The 17,136-nt window shown below is 40.4% G+C and carries 16 protein-coding genes, 1 pseudogene and 1 riboswitch; of the genes and pseudogenes, 12 read left to right on the forward strand and 5 right to left on the reverse strand.

The features are described from left to right. Window positions 1-77: 77 nt before the first annotated feature. Together MFLO_RS03220 and MFLO_RS03225 are read left to right on the forward strand one after the other, a co-directional pair. Window positions 78-1,407, forward strand: a pseudogene (locus MFLO_RS03220) (dihydrolipoyl dehydrogenase family protein). Between the two features lie 51 nt (window positions 1,408-1,458). After that, entirely contained in the window at window positions 1,459-2,115 is a 657-nt protein-coding gene (locus MFLO_RS03225) for a DUF4352 domain-containing protein (protein WP_036096342.1), read from the forward strand. Between the two features lie 37 nt (window positions 2,116-2,152). On the opposite strand, the gene MFLO_RS03230 is transcribed toward MFLO_RS03225, so the two are convergent. After that, window positions 2,153-3,754, reverse strand: coding sequence for an ABC-F family ATP-binding cassette domain-containing protein (locus tag MFLO_RS03230; protein WP_036096343.1), 1,602 nt, complete (start codon window positions 3,752-3,754; stop codon window positions 2,153-2,155). A 105-nt stretch (window positions 3,755-3,859) separates the two neighbouring features. Here MFLO_RS03230 and MFLO_RS03235 point away from each other — a divergent pair, with 105 nt between their 5' ends. Both MFLO_RS03235 and thiT read left to right on the forward strand, forming a co-directional pair. Further along, a complete protein-coding gene (locus MFLO_RS03235) occupies window positions 3,860-4,231 on the forward strand; it encodes an MmcQ/YjbR family DNA-binding protein (protein WP_036096344.1) in 372 nt (123 codons plus the stop codon). 65 nt (window positions 4,232-4,296) lie between these two features. Next, window positions 4,297-4,405, forward strand: a riboswitch (TPP riboswitch). Window positions 4,406-4,475: 70 nt separating this feature from the next. Then, window positions 4,476-5,042, forward strand: coding sequence for an energy-coupled thiamine transporter ThiT (gene thiT / locus MFLO_RS03240; protein ID WP_036096345.1), 567 nt, complete (start codon window positions 4,476-4,478; stop codon window positions 5,040-5,042). A 44-nt stretch (window positions 5,043-5,086) separates the two neighbouring features. Here thiT and MFLO_RS17135 read toward each other — a convergent pair whose 3' ends face one another. After that, window positions 5,087-5,296: a hypothetical protein gene (locus MFLO_RS17135; protein ID WP_036096346.1), complete on the reverse strand. Its 210-nt coding sequence runs from the start codon at window positions 5,294-5,296 to the stop codon at window positions 5,087-5,089. Window positions 5,297-5,331: 35 nt separating this feature from the next. Then, on the reverse strand, window positions 5,332-7,035 hold the full coding sequence (locus tag MFLO_RS03250) for a cation:proton antiporter (RefSeq protein ID WP_420912511.1): 1,704 nt from the start codon (window positions 7,033-7,035) through the stop codon (window positions 5,332-5,334). A 275-nt stretch (window positions 7,036-7,310) separates the two neighbouring features. On the opposite strand from MFLO_RS03250, the gene MFLO_RS03255 reads away from it, so the two are divergent. The 6 genes from MFLO_RS03255 (at window position 7,311) to MFLO_RS03280 (ending at window position 13,117) form a co-directional block, all read left to right on the forward strand. Beyond that, entirely contained in the window at window positions 7,311-8,489 is a 1,179-nt protein-coding gene (locus MFLO_RS03255) for a betaine/proline/choline family ABC transporter ATP-binding protein (protein WP_036096347.1), read from the forward strand. Between the two features lie 3 nt (window positions 8,490-8,492). Further along, window positions 8,493-9,146: an ABC transporter permease gene (locus MFLO_RS03260; RefSeq protein ID WP_036096348.1), complete on the forward strand. Its 654-nt coding sequence runs from the start codon at window positions 8,493-8,495 to the stop codon at window positions 9,144-9,146. 13 nt (window positions 9,147-9,159) lie between these two features. Beyond that, complete coding sequence (locus MFLO_RS03265; protein WP_036096349.1) at window positions 9,160-10,086, forward strand: osmoprotectant ABC transporter substrate-binding protein; 927 nt, start codon at window positions 9,160-9,162, stop codon at window positions 10,084-10,086. A 13-nt stretch (window positions 10,087-10,099) separates the two neighbouring features. After that, window positions 10,100-10,771 carry an ABC transporter permease gene (locus MFLO_RS03270; RefSeq protein ID WP_036096350.1) on the forward strand — a complete coding sequence of 224 codons (672 nt, stop codon included), beginning with the start codon at window positions 10,100-10,102 and terminating at the stop codon, window positions 10,769-10,771. 64 nt (window positions 10,772-10,835) lie between these two features. After that, window positions 10,836-12,167, forward strand: a complete 1,332-nt coding sequence (locus MFLO_RS03275) for an Nramp family divalent metal transporter (protein WP_036096351.1) — start codon at window positions 10,836-10,838, stop codon at window positions 12,165-12,167. Between the two features lie 119 nt (window positions 12,168-12,286). After that, window positions 12,287-13,117, forward strand: coding sequence for a hypothetical protein (locus MFLO_RS03280; protein WP_036096352.1), 831 nt, complete (start codon window positions 12,287-12,289; stop codon window positions 13,115-13,117). Between the two features lie 53 nt (window positions 13,118-13,170). Here MFLO_RS03280 and MFLO_RS03285 read toward each other — a convergent pair whose 3' ends face one another. Continuing rightward, window positions 13,171-14,688, reverse strand: a complete 1,518-nt coding sequence (locus MFLO_RS03285) for an ABC transporter permease/substrate-binding protein (protein ID WP_036096353.1) — start codon at window positions 14,686-14,688, stop codon at window positions 13,171-13,173. Next, window positions 14,685-15,665, reverse strand: a complete 981-nt coding sequence (locus MFLO_RS03290; RefSeq protein ID WP_036096354.1) for an ABC transporter ATP-binding protein — start codon at window positions 15,663-15,665, stop codon at window positions 14,685-14,687. Before MFLO_RS03290 ends, MFLO_RS03285 begins: the two co-directional genes overlap by 4 nt. A gap of 191 nt (window positions 15,666-15,856) precedes the next feature. Here MFLO_RS03290 and murB point away from each other — a divergent pair, with 191 nt between their 5' ends. Both murB and MFLO_RS03300 read left to right on the forward strand, forming a co-directional pair. Then, the gene (gene murB / locus MFLO_RS03295) at window positions 15,857-16,771 is read left to right on the forward strand and encodes a UDP-N-acetylmuramate dehydrogenase (RefSeq protein WP_036096355.1); all 915 of its coding nucleotides are present in this window, start codon (window positions 15,857-15,859) and stop codon (window positions 16,769-16,771) included. A 78-nt stretch (window positions 16,772-16,849) separates the two neighbouring features. Further along, the coding region (locus MFLO_RS03300; RefSeq protein WP_036096356.1) for an alcohol dehydrogenase catalytic domain-containing protein at window positions 16,850-17,136 on the forward strand (287 nt) is incomplete at its 3' end.

Below are 17,136 nucleotides of genomic sequence, written 5' to 3' on the forward strand. Positions count from 1 at the left end.
GTTGGTTTGGGCTTTTTGTTTGAATCAAGCGGATCAGGGAAATTACATATCAGAGAAAAAGAGAGGATGAGGAAAAGGTGAACTATCAGTTTGATGTAATCGTAATCGGAAGCGGAGTAAGCGGAACAGCTGTCGCTTATGCACTAAATGCCGCAGGAAAAAAAAGTTGCTATTATTGAAGAACGAGATTGGGGCGGAACTTGCGTACTCCGTGGTTGTGATCCTAAAAAAGTTTTAGCCGGAGCAATGGAAGCACGTAATTTTTCAGAACGTTTGCGTGGGAAAGGAATTAAGCAAGCTGCAACGATTGACTGGCAAGATCTCCAAGCCTTCAAACACAGTTTTGTTGATCCTGTACCCGAAAGCCGGTTGGAAGGCTTCCAAGCAGCAAAAATTGAAACTTTTAAAGCACACGCAGAGTTTCTTGACAATCATACCCTTCAAGTGGGTGCTGACACGTTACTTGCAGAAGATATCGTAGTTGCAATAGGCGCACGGCCAAACATTCCAGAGCTTCCAGGTAGTGAAGCCTTATTAACAAGTGATGATTTTTTAGATTTGAAAGAATTGCCGCCGCGAATTGCGTTTGTCGGTGCTGGATATATCGCTTTTGAATTTGCGTCCATTGCGCACGCCGCAGGAAGCGAAGTGCACTTAATCCATCATAACAGCCGTCCTCTCAAGGGATTTGACCCCGATCACGCCGCCATGCTCGTTAAATCGCTTCAATCTGACGGCGTACAGTTTCATTTTGATACGGATTTGGAACGAATTGAGCATCAAAATACAGGCTATAAACTGCAAGGGGCTAACTTTGAACTCGAAGTCGATGCAGTTTTTGCGGCCACTGGCCGCAAGCCGAATGTGGATCGGATGAAAATAGAAAATACAGATGCCCAAGTTGGAAAAGGAGGTCTCGTCGTAAATCAGTTTCTTGAAGCAGCACCCCATCTTTATGCAATAGGAGATGTTGCCGCTTCTAAAGGTCTTCCGCTTACGCCAGTTGATAGTTTTGAAGCAAGCTATGTAGCGGAACGCATTCTTGGTAGCCAAGAAGAAATTCATTATCCGGCAATACCGAGCGCTGTTTTTTCTAGTCCAAAGCTTGCACAAATCGGCATCACAGCAGATGCAGCGAAACAAGAATCTGAAAAGTATCATGTTAATGAAATCGATATGAAAAATTGGTATACGTATCGCCGCACCAATGAGTATCTCAGTCATGCTAAAATTATCACAGAAAAAGAATCAGGTAAAATAGCGGGTGCTTCGTTTATCAATGAGGAAGCCGATATTTTGATCAACTATATCGTACTTTTGATGAAAGCCGGGCTGACACTTGAGGCTCTTGATCAATTAATTTTTGCTTATCCTTCACCAGCTTCTGACCTGCCTTCGTTGCGCTAGCGAGCGACAAATGGTATGATTAAACAAATCTAGCACGAAGGAGTATTCTAAATGGTAATGTGGATTTTTGGCGGAATCATCGCCTTTATTCTTTTTATTGTAGGGCTTGTGATTTTGTTTTTTCCAACCCGAAGAAAAGTTGGTGCGATTTTAGTTGGAGTTGGAATGGTTCTGATGATTATATCGATTACTGCAATTTTCCTGCAGTTTAAACAGTTGAATGATGTAAATAACAGCGTATTAAACTATTCATCGAATAAAGCCGCAAAACAGTCTGATACAGCAAATGATTCTAAAACGTATAAGCTGAATCAAAAAATGAGTGAAGTCGGTATTGAGGCTGAAATTACTGCGGTCAAAGTAGAAAAGAAGGCTGTCTATTCAACCATCGATCAAAAAGAAATGCCAGGAAGCATCTCGATTACACTATCAATCAAAAATACGGGAACAGAAGAGCTCACGACTTATCCTAACCAAGGGACGTTAATTGCTATAAAGCAGGAAGTAACCGGCGGTGACGCATTGCTCTCAAAATTTGATGATAGTAAAGTCGCACCCGGTAAGACGATCCAAGGAACGGTTGTTTTTCCGCTTGAGAAATTGGACAAAGTGAACGACATCCAATCAATTTCATTCTCTTGGCTGAGCTATGCGGGCAGTAGTACAGAGCCGAGTACAGTGGATAGCGGCGAAATTAAATTGAAATAAAAAAAGCACGGTTCCGCGGAACCGTGCTTTTCTCGTGTTATTCCGATACTTGAAGAACTTCTTCCAAGTAACCATCGTAACTGATTTCTTTGTTGTAGAAAGTATCACTAGATAGATTAATAATTCGAGTTGCGATACTTTGTAAGAGTTGATGGTCATGTGATGCGAAAATCATAGCACCGTTAAAGCCCATCAAACCATTATTAAGTGCTGTAATTGATTCAAGGTCTAAGTGGTTGGTCGGTTCGTCAAGCAATAGCACGTTCGAGCCGGAAAGCATCATTTTCGAAAGCATACAACGCACTTTTTCTCCTCCAGAAAGCACTTTAACTTTTTTCAGTACTTCGTCGCCGCTAAAGAGCATACGACCAAGGAAACCGCGCAAGAATGCTTCAGAATCATCCTGCGGCGAATATTGGCGTAACCATTCAACAAGATTTAAATTGTTTTCAGTGAAAAACTCCGAGTTATCTTTCGGGAAATAGCTTTGACTTGTCGTTACTCCCCAACGGAAAGAACCAGAATCAGCTTCAAGTTCGCCCACTAAAATTTGCATTAATGTTGTTTTTGCAACTTCATCATCGCCGACAAGTGCTACTTTATCATTGCGATTAATCGTAAACGAGACGTTATCAAGGACTTTAACACCATCAATTTCCTTTGTCAGATTTTCGACCGTCAAAAGATCATTGCCGACTTCGCGATCTGGTTTAAATTGGATGAACGGATAGCGTCTACTTGATGGCTGAATGTCTTCAAGCGTAATTTTATCAAGCATTTTCTTACGACTTGTGGCTTGCTTCGATTTTGAAGCATTGGCACTAAAGCGTGCGATAAATTCTTGTAATTCTTTGATCTTTTCTTCTTTTTTCTTGTTGCGGTCGCCCATCATTTGTTGGGCAAGCTGACTTGATTCATACCAGAAATCATAGTTACCGACATAAAGCTGAATTTTGCTGAAATCAAGATCAGCAATATGGGTACAAATCTTATTTAAGAAGTGCCGATCATGTGAAACGACAATAACCGTGTTCTCAAAGTTAATCAAAAACTCTTCAAGCCAGTGAATGGCACGAATATCAAGGTGGTTGGTCGGTTCATCAAGTAAAAGAATGTCTGGTTTGCCAAATAGAGCTTGAGCTAGCAATACTTTTACTTTTTCTCCACCGGTTAAATCTTTCATATATTTGCTGTGAAGGCTAGATTCAATACCTAGACCATTCAAAAGAACAGCTGCTTCTGCTTCTGCTTCCCATCCGCCTAACTCACCGAAATCGCCTTCAAGTTCAGCAGCACGAATTCCATCTTCATCACTGAAATCTGGTTTCATATAAATCGCATTTTTTTCAGTCATAATATCATACAGCTTTTTGTGCCCCATGATAACCGTGTTAAGCACAAGTTCTTCATCATATTGGAAGTGATCTTGCTGTAAAACTGCAAGTCGCTCACCGGGTGTAATATGGACATTTCCGGCTTGCGAATCTACTTCACCAGATAAAACCTTTAAGAAAGTGGATTTCCCGGCACCGTTCGCTCCGATCAAGCCGTAGCAGTTTCCGGGTGTAAATTTAATTGAGACATCTTCAAACAGTTTTTTATCGCCGTAGCGAAGACCTAAATTACTAACTGTTAACATTTTTTTCCTCCTAAAAAGCACATTATCCCTATAATAACACGCTTGCGTCTGTAAATAAAGCTTTTGTCATGCTACAATGAAAATGAGGAAAGGGAGGAGATTTTGATGAATTTAAAGCCCGCCGATTTAAGAAAGCGTGTTGAGTTTTGCCTGTCACTTCCTGGCACAGCAGAAACGTTTCCATTTGGCAAAGAAGCCCACGTCCTTCGTGTGGATCAAAAGATGTTTGCGCTGATTCACTGGATGAACGACAAACTTTATGTGAGCGCAAAATGCGAGCCTGAAAAAGGGGAGCGGCTGCGTGCGGAATATGACTTTATTATACCAGCCTATCACCTCAATAAAACACACTGGGTTTCAGTAACTGTCACAGATAACAGCCATTTTGACCTAGAACAAGCGATTCTTTTAAATAGTTATGAACTAGTATTCAACAAGCTGACAAAGAAAAAACAAGCTGAAATTCGAAGTCAATAAGTAAAAGTACTTTACAATTAAAGACCTTCTATTTATAATGGGGTTTGTGTTAAAAATACATAAAACGTTACCACAGGGGGGGCTTTTAGCTGAGATTGAGCCCGATTCACGTCGGCTCTGACCCTTTGAACCTGTTCGTTAGCACGAGCGTAGGGATTGTGGCGATTGCATTTTTCTGTTTTAGAAAAACTGCTTTCTTCTGCGGTGCGTTTTTTGACCAAAAGAAGAAGGGAGTTTATTTTTTATGGCTAATAAACGGCTGATTATTTGGATTGAATGTGCAATTTTTGCAGCAATTGCAATGGTTTTAAGCTTTATCCCGCTTGATTTCGGTTCCAGCTTCTCGGTTTCGCTAGGGATGATTCCAATGTATATTGTTGCGCTAAGACGAGGATTTTTTGCAGCAGGATTTGCAGGACTACTTTGGGGGCTTTTACATTTTCTGACCGGAAAAGCTTACATTTTGACTTTCAACCAAGCACTGATTGAATACATCCTAGCATTTGCCTTTATTGCTTTTGCGGGTATTTTTTCTGAAAAAGTAAGAAATAGTTTACGGAGCAGAAATTTGAACCGAGCTATCGCTTATGCTTGGGCTTCGATGTTCGCCGGAGGTATTGCACGTTACTTTTGGCATTATGTCGCAGGTGTGGTTTTTTGGGGAGCATATGCATTTAAAGGCTGGAGCGCACAAGTTTTTTCAATCGTCATGAACGGGGCAAGCGGTCTTGCGACTGTCCTTGTCTCTGGCATTGTAATCACGATCATCCTTAAAATAAAACCCAGTTTATTTTTACCAAAAGAAAGCTAAAAAAACGGCGGCACTTCCATATGTGGAGGTGCCGCCGTTTTAATTCAGCTTAACAAATCAGTTTCCATCAGCATCACATCTTCACGACATTTTTTCATTTCTGCACGTGAAATTTTGCCTTTTTCAAAGTAACGCTGGATTAAGTCACGCTCCACTTGGATGGCAAATTCTGAAAGTGTATCGAGTTCGGTTTCAAGTTCAGCACGTGATTTACGGCTTTGTTTGAGATCTTCTATTGGCTGATAGCGCGCCAAGTAAATTTCAAGAATTTCTGGATTGGCACTTTTTTTTAGCGGAAAGTTTTTTTTAGTTTTTTGTAGATGTATTCGCGCGATCCACGCTGTAATAACGTCCGTTCTTCTTTACGGTCTTTGAATGACAAGCGACCAGTGTGCCATTTGATGAACATCATTCGTGCTAGCTCGTTTCTGCGGCGCTTGTCGTGCGTAAGCTGATAGCGATGCTTATTCAAGCGGCGAATCGCCTGACTGAATGTTTGGATAGAAATTTTTTCTTCGCGGTAAAGTGATAATGTATACTCAATTTGCCAGTCAAGAACTTGAAGGCGAATCGCTTTTTCATCTTTGCTCGCTGTACTGCTTTGAGCAAGTTCAAAGATACGGCGATTGTACATATGAATTAAAATCTGCATGGCTTTTTCGTTGTCTTGCGTCATTTCTTTCTTCAATTTCTTCACTACATCTCGTAGAATCGCTTTTTCCATCTCTTGATTCGTATCGTGATTCGTTTGATTTTTTTCAGCAAGAAGCGGAAGCAAGAAGTTAGAAAGTACCAAGGTACACAGAATGACACCAGCAGCAATGGCGATCAATAAGTCTCGTTCGGCAAATTTTTCCCCGTTACCAAGCACAAGTGGCAGGGAGAGCGCACTCACGAGCGAAATCGTACCGCGAACTCCGGAAAGGGTGTAAAGAATGGCATCTTTTACTCGCAGTCGCCAGCTCTTCTTTTCTTGACTGAAAGAACGGAACAGAAGCAGTAGCAAAAAGCGCAATCCAAGCAGTACAACGAGGATTAGCAAAACGTAGCCGATTAAGCTGAAATTTGAAACGCCGGAATTTTCAAAGATACTTGTCGCAATATGAGGTAGCTGTGTTCCAAGTAAAACGAAAACAATGCCGTTTAAACTGAAAATAATTACTGACCAGGTATTTTTGGAAATCGTGTTGAGTTTAGCACTTTCAGGGTTCATTTTTTGATAACCAAGCGATTGAACGAGTCCACCACTTACGACGGCCAAAATTCCGTTGACACCAAGTTTTTCCGCGACTAGATAAATGATAAACGGCGTTAGAATATCCATTAACATGAATGAAATGATATTTTCAATGCCAAGCTGACGTAGCCAGCGCATCAAGAAGCTCTTGAACAAGCTGAGGATGGCTCCAAGTAAGACGCCGCCAAGTGAAATCAAAAGAAAACTGATACTTGCTTGTGTGAGTGAAAATGTTCCTGTCATCAGTGCTAAAACAGCGAATTGAAAGGAAACAAGTCCGGATGCATCGTTAATCAGCGACTCGCCTTCAAGGATATGTAAAGCTTTATGCGGAATTTTAATCTTATCAGCGAGTGATCCAACGGCTACAGCATCGGTTGGAGCAAGTGCTGCGGCAAGAGCAAATGCGGCTGCATGCGGAACAACCGGAAGCAGCGAATGAATGACACCACCAAGTAAAAATACTGTACAAAAAACAAGAATGATTGCTAGGATGAAAATCGGTTTGCGCCATTTCCAAAGTGAAGTTTTATCGGCATTTTTTCCATCACTAAAAAGTAGCGGAGCAATAAAGAGCAACATAAACAGCTCGGGATCAATCTCCATTTCATATTGAAAACCAAGAAACGGAACGGCAATCAAAACGCCAAGCCCGATTTGAATGAGCGGGATCGAGATGCTCGGTAAAAAACGGCTAAGTACATTTGAGAGAAATACAGCACCAAGCATAATTAGTATAAATTCAAATACTTCCATAGTTGTATAAGCTTCCTTTCCTTCTTTGACTAATATATTCTATTATACTAGCGATGAAGTTTTATAATTGAGGTAGGAATAGCAATTATTCTGTCGACAATTCTTACTTATTTTATTAGATAGAATTCTAATTGTCAAACGAGATTAGTCATAAAAAATAGTTATTGAAAAGTTGTTTTTAAATAAGTTTTTCTTAAAAAATGTTTTATAGGGCGAAAGTAGGGAAAAGTTACAAAGTGAGTGTCACCCAAAAAGAGTAACGGAGGTGTTTTTGAGTGTTGCGATTTGAACACGTATCAAAAACTTATAAAGGCGGCAAAAAGGCAGTCGATGATCTCAATTTGAATATCAATCAAGGTGAATTCATTTGTTTTATCGGGCCAAGTGGCTGCGGAAAAACAACAACAATGAAAATGATTAACCGTTTGATTGACCCGTCAGAAGGTAAAATTTTTGTAGACGACAAAGATATTTTGCAAGAAGACCCAGTTAAACTGCGTCGTTCAATCGGTTATGTCATTCAGCAAATCGGTTTGATGCCGCATATGACGATTCGAGAAAATATTGTACTGGTTCCAAAACTATTGAAATGGCCAGAAGATAAGAAAAATGAGCGGGCGAAAGAACTCATTAAATTGGTCGATTTACCAGAAGAGTATCTGGATCGGTATCCCTATGAGTTAAGCGGCGGTCAGCAGCAACGGATCGGTGTTTTGCGTGCGCTAGCTGCCGAGCAGAATTTGATTCTGATGGATGAACCATTTGGAGCACTTGATCCGATCACGCGGGATACACTTCAAGAAGAGTTTAAAAACTTACAGCAAGAACTCGGAAAAACCATTATTTTTGTGACGCACGATATGGATGAAGCGATTAAACTCGCAGATCGGATTGTTATTATGCAGGCTGGTAAAGTCGTTCAATTTGATACACCTGATGAAATATTACGTCATCCGGCCAACAAGTTTGTTGAAGAATTTATCGGAAAAGATCGCTTGATTGAAGCTCAACCGAATGTGACAAAAGTCAGCCAGATAATGAATCCAAATCCAGTTTCGATTACAGCTGATAAATCGCTTCAAGCTGCCATTCAGCTAATGAAAGAACGACGTGTAGATACGCTTCTTGTGGTTGATGAACAGAATATTTTGAAAGGCTTCATTGATGTTGAGCAAATCGATTCACAAAGAAGAACAGCTACTTCAGTGGTGGATATCTTGGAAAAAAATGTTTTCTATGTAAAAGAAGATGCACTGCTACGTGATACGATTCAACGGATTTTAAAACGCGGTTATAAATATGTACCGGTAGTTGACGATAAAAAACGGCTGGTCGGAATCGTGACGCGCGCAAGCCTTGTAGATATGGTGTACGATTCTATCTGGGGAGAAGATGAGGAACAAACCGAATCGCCGGATGCTGAAAAAGCTAACGTTTCTGAAGGAGGCGAGTAAATTATGAATGCACTGCAAAATTTCTTTCAGGAAAATGGACATAATTTACTGGTGCAAACTTGGCAACATTTATACATATCGCTTGCCGCTGTGATTTTAGGGATTGTCGTTGCTGTTCCGCTTGGAATCATTTTAACGAAATCTCCCAAAATAGCTAACTTTGTTATCGGTGTTGTTGGTGTTCTACAAACGGTGCCATCACTTGCGATCTTAGCATTTATCATTCCAATTCTCGGCGTTGGAACTTTTCCGGCGATAATTGCGCTGTTTATCTATGCACTGCTGCCGATTTTAAGAAATACATTTATCGGGGTGCGCGGTGTGGATAAAAACTTAATTGAGTCAGGAAAAGGAATGGGGATGACGACTTGGCAGCTGATTGTCAATGTTGAAATTCCGAATTCTATTTCGGTGATTATGGCAGGAATCAGGCTGTCAGCTGTTTACATTATTGCTTGGGCAACGCTTGCTTCGTATATTGGTGCAGGTGGTCTCGGCGACTTTATCTTTAACGGACTGAACTTATATCGTCCAGATTTGATATTAGGCGGTGCCATTCCAGTTACAATTCTTGCGCTACTTGTTGAATTTTGTCTTGGCAAACTTGAGAATGCACTTACCCCAAAACCACTGCGCGATGCAAGGAATAACGGATAGGAGGATGAATAGAATGAAAAAGAAAAGCTTACTTGTTATTGCTGCGATTTTTTTATCCTTCGGTACGATCCTATCAGGTTGTGCACTTCCGGGACTTGGAGGAGCGTCAAAAGGAACCGTAAGAGTCGGCTCGCTTTCGACGACAGAATCGCAAATTGTATCAAATATTGTGAAACAAATGATTGAACATGATACCGATCTTAAAGTTGAACTAGTCAACAATCTTGGTTCATCTGTCGTACAGCACCAAGCGATGGTAAATGGGGATGTTGATATTACTGCAACACGCTACACCGGAACAGATTTAGTCGGACCGCTTGGCGAAGAACCGATTAAAGACCCGGAAAAAGCACTTGCAGCTGTGAAAAAAGGATTTCAAGATAAATTTCAGCAAACCTGGTTCGATTCCTACGGATTTGCTAATACTTATGCATTTATGGTTCGTCAAGATACAGCCAAAAAATATAAGTTGAACAACATCAGCGACATGCGTGCTGTTCAAGATAAGCTTTCGGCCGGCGTTGATAATTCATGGATGGAGCGAAAAGGAGATGGCTACAAGGCCTTCTCGAAAGAATACTCGATCAACTTCAAAAAGATTTTCCCAATGCAAATCGGTTTGATTTATACCGCATTGAAAAATGACCAAATGGATGTGGCGCTCGGTTATTCAACCGATGGCCGGATTCCGACTTACAATTTGAAAGTCTTAAAAGATGATAAAAAATTCTTTCCACCCTATGATGCATCACCGCTTGCAACGGATAAAATTCTAAAAGAACATCCTGAAATTAAAACGACACTGAATAAACTTGTCGGGAAAATTTCAACCGAAGAAATGCAGAAGCTAAATTACCAAGCGGATGGCGAATTAAAAGAACCGTCAATTGTCGCAAAAGAATTTTTAGAGAAGCATAATTATTTTGAGGACGAAAAATGAGGAGGACTGAAACGTGGAAACGCTGAAACAATTAGTTGATTATTATGCAACAAACGGAAGTTACGTGATGGAAGAATTTTGGCGCCACTTTCTGATGAGTATTTACGGTGTGCTTTTTGCAAGCATTATCGCGATTCCACTTGGGATCTATATTGCTCGTAAAAAACGTCTTGCAGGTTGGGTGATTCAAATTGCCAACATCATCCAAACAATTCCTGCACTCGCGATGCTTGCTGTTTTAATGCTTATCATGGGACTTGGTACGAATACAGTTGTCTTATCACTCTTCCTTTATTCCCTTCTTCCTATTTTAAAAAATACGTACACCGGCATTCAAAATGTCGACAGCGCTTTGCTTGAATCAGGAAAAGCGATGGGTATGACAAAATGGCAAGTGCTTAGAATGGTTGAATTGCCGCTTTCACTTTCCGTCATCATGGCTGGAATTCGAAATGCCCTAGTGATCGCGATTGGAGTTGCGGCAATCGGAACCTTTGTCGGTGCAGGCGGACTTGGGGATATCATCGTTCGCGGAACCAATGCAACAAACGGTACAGCAATCATTTTAGCAGGAGCAATACCAACTGCTCTAATGGCGATTATTACGGACTTGTTGCTTGGCTGGATTGAACGGGCCATTAATCCTGTGAAAAATAAAAAGCAAAAATTATCAGAAGCATTGTAAGGTCAAGAGGCGGGGCGGGGGGAAGTTTCCCCGCTCGCTTTTTTGATGCAAGGAGGAATCAAATATGGCGAAAAAAGACGAGAAAAGCGCCTGGCGGCAAGATAGACATACTGAAAGCTTAAGCGAAGTCAATAATAGTGTTAAAATCCCGCAAAATGCTTCTTTTTTTCGAAAACTGCTTGCCTTTATGGGACCAGGAGCCTTAATCGCCGTAGGTTATGTCGATCCGGGGAACTGGGCTACTTCCATTGCCGGTGGCTCAGAATTCGGCTACACACTACTTTCCGTAATATTAATTTCAAATTTGCTCGCTATTTTACTACAATCACTTGCCGCAAAACTTGGAATTGCAACAGGGCGTGATTTAGCGCAGGCTTCACGTGATAGCTTTCCAAAAGGCGTATCCTTTGTTCTATGGCTACTAGCTGAGCTTGCTATTATTGCAACCGATATTGCAGAAGTAATAGGAAGCGCGATTGCGCTTAATTTGCTATTCGGTATTCCGCTCATCGTAGGTGTCTGCATCACAGCACTTGATATCTTTCTGGTTTTATTGCTGCAGCACCGTGGCTTTCGTTACATCGAAGTCATTGTCATTACACTAATGACTACCATATTGGTTTGCTTTGCTGTGGAACTTTTCATGAGCCGTCCAGAAATCAAGCAAGTCCTCGGAGGTTTTGTCCCGCAAAAAGAAATTGTAGCGAATCCGACGATGCTTTATATCGCTCTCGGTATCCTAGGGGCAACAGTGATGCCGCATAATCTTTATCTGCATTCGTCCATCGTCCAGACACGCCAATATGAACGCAGTTTGAAAGGAAAAAAAGAAGCCATCAAATTTTCATTTATCGACTCCACCTTTTCTTTAACGATTGCTTTATTTATTAATGCAGCAATTCTCATCTTGTCCGCATCCGCATTTTACTTTTCTGGTCATACTGAGGTTGCTGGAATCGAAGACGCCTACCAGCTGCTTAATTCCGTTCTCGGAAGCAGTGTGGCTAGTGTGATCTTTGCGGTTGCTCTGCTTGCATCTGGACAGAATTCAACACTTACAGGAACACTCGCAGGTCAAATTGTCATGGAAGGCTTCTTGAACATTCGCTTGAAACCATGGCTTAGAAGACTATTAACACGTATCCTCGCCATTATCCCAGCGGTTATCGTTACTGCACTTTACGGAGCAAAGGGGACAAACGAGCTGCTGATTTTAAGCCAAGTTATTCTATCAATGCAGCTTTCTTTCGCCGTGATTCCACTTGTCATGTTTACGAGCGATAAACGCAAAATGGGCATCTTCGTTAATGGCTTCTGGCTCAAAACGATATCGTGGCTTGTTGCGATTTTTATTGCCGTTTTAAACATCTATTTACTGATTCACACATTCACTTAACAATAGATTTATTATGTTAACAATAAATTAAAAGAATTTTACGAGTTTCCCTCGAATTTTTCACTTGAATTCGTTATAATTGAATTAAGCGAATAACGGTAGTAAAGGTGTTGAATAGGATGACGGATAAAGCAGTGAAACAACAAAAAAGATTATTAGAGCAAGTACATTTATTGCCCTATACGATTGATGTGGAAGAAGAGTCTTTCCAAATTAAAATCTATACGAAACTAGGAAAGATTTCTGGGATTAGTGTCTTAGACAAAGAAGGCAGTCTCTCTGAAAGATCAAAAGCCGAGCAGGCTGTTGCAAAACTCCAGCGTTACAACTTTTATTTCGAATATCTGACAAAACGTTCAAATGTCGTGAAAGAGCGTGATAGTATCATTGCTGAAAGAATTGAACAAACACAGTTGATTTTAAATAACAATCAGCTGTTTGGTTCAAAAATGCAGCCGATTGTTGATAATTTAAGTTTAGCTCTTGAAGTTTATAAACAGCAGCAGCACAAAATGGATATTTACCAAGAAGATATTGCGCTTTTAAACGAAAAAATCAAAGAACAAGGAAGTATTCAACCAGAAGATTGGCATTCTGCCGAAGATTTGTCAATTGCATTTATGAGTGCGGCTTATGCACAAACCATATACTTGGAAGCAACTCGAACAAATCGGCAATTGCTCGCGAAATGGTTTCATGAACATCAAAAGCGGATACCGAGCAACGAGCGTAAGGCGCTTGGCAAGCTTATTTCGTTGCTTAGTGATACTAATGCAGGGCTTGTTTTCGATCAAATCATTTCACTTTTACCGCTTCTAGAAAACGATCTTTTAATTGACAGGGACGACGAACTTCCAAAGCGTTCCCAAGAGTTTAACAAAGAATATGCAGCCCATTGCCGTTTTTACAAGCCGAATGTTGAGAAAATGGCGAAGTTTATTCGTAATTAGGCAAAAAGAAACCTCCTTGTACACTTAATCGGTGCATAAGGAGGTTTTTCAATTTATTTTGCTAGCAAACCTTGTTTTACTAGATAATTGCGTGCCACGGACTCAGCCGATTCGCCTTTTACATTGACCGCATAATTCATCTTTCGCATTTCATCATCCGTAATCTTACCTGAAAGCTTGTTCAACGGTTTTTTGAGCTCAGGATATTTTTTAAGTGTCTCCGTAAGCATCAGCGGCGCCCCTTGATAAGGAGGGAAGAGTTTCTTATCATCTTCAAGCACCTTCAAATTATATTGCGCAAGCTCGCTGTCTGTCGAGTAGGCATCCAGTACATTGATGTCGCCAGCCTTTATAGCACTATAGCGCAATTTAGGTTCCATTTTTTCGAGAGAGGCAAACTTAATGCCGTATTTCTCTTGAATCCCCTTATACCCATCCCCGCGATCGGCAAATTCAGCTGTAAAACCAACTTTGACATCTGATTCAATTGGACGCAGATCAGAGATAGTTTTCAAATCATATTGCTTTGCAAGTTCAGGTGAGACGGCAAGAGCATACGTATTATTGTATTTCATCGGCTCAAGCAAAGTCATCTTAAACTGTTTCTTAAGTCCATCACGAGCTTGCTGATACACTTGATTCGCATCATGCGATTTGGCAGCTTCTTTTGTAAAAGTTTCAAGAACTGTTCCGGTAAATTCCGGATAGATATCAATGTCGCCAGACTTAAGTGCATTGAATAAGAAACTAGTTTTCCCCATGCTTGGCTTAAGTTCCACATTTAAGTCCGTTTCATCTTCAATCAAAAGTTTGTACATATTAATGAGTATCTCAGGTTCTGATCCAAGCTTTCCAGCAATCGTGATGTCTTTTTTATCAGAAGTAAATTGCGGAACAATCACAAGTGCTGCAGTCAAAAGAATGGCTGCCGAAATGGTAATAAGCGTACTTTTAAATGAAGCTTTTTGAAAGAAACGCAAAATAACATCAAATAAGATGGCAAGTAAAGCTGCCGGGATAGCTCCAAGTAGAATTAAGCTGTTGTTATTGCGATCAATCCCAAGTAATATTAAATCCCCAAGACCACCCGCGCCAATTAAAGCAGCGAGCGTTGCTGTCCCAATAATAAGTACCATCGCTGTACGAATCCCAGCCATGATAACCGGCATCGCGAGGGGGAGTTGAATCCTATAAAGCCGTTTCCATTTATTCATTCCCATTGCACGCGAAGCTTCCACTAAAGCTGGATCTACTTCTTGAATCCCAGTATATGTATTCCGTAAGATTGGCAGAAGTGCATAAACAACCAGTGCAACAATCGCAGGAAGCATCCCGATCCCAACTAGCGGAATCAACAAACCAAGTAAAGCAAGTGAAGGTATCGTCTGGAAAATCGCTGCAACTTGAATGATTGGTTCGGCAATCCGTTTGTGACGCGTTAAATAGATTCCAAGTGGCAAAGCGATGAGGACCGCAATAAATAAGGAAATAAAAGAAATCTGTATATGTTCAAGAAGTGCAGTCAATAAATCGTCTTTTCGTTCAGTAAAAGTAGTAAAAAACTGATTCATGCTAATGCACCTTCTTTCAACTGGTCTGACAAGAAGACAAGCAAGTGCTCAGAATTCACCACACCGAGTTCTTCATCGTTCTCTCCAAGAACTAAAATACTTGAATGGTTGGAGAGAGCCGTAATAAGTGTTTCAATTGAATCAGTGGCACTTAGTACAGCCATTGTTTTATCTGAATGATGTGGAACAAATAATTTTTTATCCAGCATATCTTGAACTGTCAGTGTTTCTGTAAGCAAAGGCTTGTGCGCAACATTCCCTGATTCAATAAAATTGCGTACAAAGTCAGTTTCTGGATTTTTTAAGATATTGTCCGGAGTATCACATTGAACAATTTTTCCATCCTGCATTAAACAAATTCGATCGCCGAGTGCCAGCGCTTCCTTCATATCGTGTGTCACGAAAACGATCGTCTTCTTTATTTTTTTCTGGAGCTCAGAAATATCTTGTTGTAATTTTTGACGAGAGATCGGGTCTAGTGCACTAAACGGTTCATCCATCAAAATAATACTTGGATCAGCCGCAAGGGCACGAACAACTCCAACGCGCTGCTGCTCACCTCCTGAAAGCTCCTCAGGCTTGCGATTTCGGTAAAGTTCTGGGTCGAGCCCAACCATTTCAAGCAGTTCTGTTATTCTGTCATAGATTTTTTTCTTATCCCATTTTTTTAATTCTGGTACAATTGCAATGTTTTCAGATATTGTCATGTGTGGGAAAAGCGCAATTTGTTGAAGGACATAGCCGATATCATAGCGAAGTTCATGAATATCATAATCACTAATCCGTTTTTCATTAATATAGATTGTTCCCGTTGTGAGCGGAATAAGCCGATTAATCATTTTCAAAGTCGTCGTTTTACCGCAACCGCTTGGTCCAATAAAGACAAAGAACTCGCCGTCTTTAATATTTAAGTTGATATGATCAACTGCAACCGTATCGGACGTATATTTTTTCGTTACGTTTTCAAAGCGTATCATAATTTCCTCCTTTTATTTTCTCTCTATAAACAAGCATTTAAGTTTTATACCCTAAATTTAGCATTTTTAAGCATAAATAGAAATTGATTAGAATTCATTTTGTAAAATCTCTGCTTCATGGTAGAATGAATAGGATGAAGTTTTTAATCGCTGGATAATGAAACAGCAAGAATGGGAAGGTTTTGAAGAACGTGGAAAAGATAGCTCAAAAATTAAAAATTAAAATACCTGATCTTTTACTGAAAGAAAACGAATCACTTGCTCCCTATACGTATACGAAAACCGGAGGAAATGCTGACTTATTTGCCGTACCAAAGAACTCTATTGAAGCACAAAAAGTGGTGATGTTTTGTTATGAAAACGCTGTGCCTCTCATGATACTCGGAAACGGTTCAAACTTAATCGTAAAAGATGGGGGCATTCGCGGAATGGTGATGTACCTCGATTTACTGAATGAAATAAAACGAACAGGAACACATATTATTGCTGGAAGTGGGGCAAAACTAATTGATGTATCTCGATTTGCTCTTAATGAAAGCTTAAGCGGTTTGGAGTTTGCCTGCGGAATTCCGGGCTCTATCGGTGGAGCACTATACATGAATGCCGGTGCATATGGCGGGGAAATTAGTGATGTACTTGATGGAGCTACCGTTTTAACACGTACTGGTGAGCTTCTGCACTTAAAGCGAAGCGAATTAGCTGCTAAATACCGTCATAGTACAGTTGCAGAACAAGACTACATTGTGCTAGAAGCAGAGTTTGCGCTAAAACTTTCAGAGCGTCAACCGATTGAAGTGAAAATGGCAGAGCTTACTGAATCGCGTGAATCAAAACAACCGCTTGAATATCCGTCTTGTGGCAGTGTATTTAAACGCCCACCAGGTCACTTTGCTGGAAAGTTAATTCAAGACAGCCATTTACAAGGCTTTCAAGTCGGTGGAGCGCAAGTTTCTAAAAAACATGCCGGTTTCATCGTTAATATTGGAGGAGCGACCGCAACCGATTATATGAAAGTAATTCGACATGTTCAAGAGACCGTAAAAATGAACTTTGATGTTGATCTTGAAACAGAAGTAAAAATTATTGGTGAAGACAAGGGTTTATAAACTCTTGTCTTTTTTATGTTTAAAAAAAATCGGAAAAGGAAATAAAAAGAGGAGGTCTAAGAAAGGAAGAGATAAAAAATGAAAGCAGTAATCATGAATCAATACGGAGACAGTCAGGTACTCGAATATGTCGAGGATTTCCCAAAACCCGAACTTAAAGCGGATGATGTTTTAATCGAAGTGAAAGCTGCTGCTGTCAACCCGATTGACTGGAAAATGAGACAAGGTTATCTAAAAGAAATGATTGAAATTCCATTCCCTTTTATTTTGGGACTTGATGTTTCTGGCGTTGTGAAAGAAGTAGGTAAAGAAGTAACGATGTTTAAAATAGGCGATGAAGTATATGCACGAGCGGATACTAGCCG

The sequence above is a fragment of the Listeria floridensis FSL S10-1187 genome (assembly GCF_000525875.1).
Taxonomy (GTDB): Bacteria; Bacillota; Bacilli; order Lactobacillales; family Listeriaceae; genus Listeria; species Listeria floridensis.